This window comes from Cupriavidus sp. OTU4054 (assembly GCF_038440175.1).
In the GTDB taxonomy this organism is placed as follows: domain Bacteria; phylum Pseudomonadota; class Gammaproteobacteria; order Burkholderiales; family Burkholderiaceae; genus Cupriavidus; species Cupriavidus pauculus_D.
This window is the reverse complement of sequence record NZ_JASATF010000065.1, coordinates 1-330: the sequence shown is the minus strand read 5'-3', so window position 1 is coordinate 330 and position 330 is coordinate 1. Positions and strand designations below refer to the sequence as shown.

The 330-nt window shown below is 54.8% G+C and carries 1 protein-coding gene; it reads right to left on the bottom strand.

Annotation, left to right across the window (positions count from 1 at the left end):
* Window positions 1–99: 99 nt before the first annotated feature.
* On the bottom strand, window positions 100–330 hold a 231-nt coding region (locus AAHB16_RS32690), incomplete at its 5' end, for a hypothetical protein (RefSeq protein WP_342052935.1).

Genomic DNA, 330 nt, shown 5'->3' with positions numbered 1-330 from the left:
GCCTGACCCGGCGTGATGTGGTTGGCTTTTGCGTACTCGGCCGCGTTGTTGTAATGCAGGACCCCTTGCTTATCCCACGCTCGCTCCACTCATGCCACGCTAGCGAGGCTTACACTGCTGCCCATCTCCATAATTCTCGAGTAGCGCCTTTCTCCACTCCGGCACCAGATGATCAAACGGGAACAGTGCAGAAGCGCCTCCCTCTACTAATTCTTTGATGGGCTTAGCCCACAGCTGACCGAGTGGACCATGGAACCGTTCGTAATCGGCATCGTCGCGCAATGCGATTACTGCTACATCGTTGCTTTTCTCACAGTAAATGCACCATGC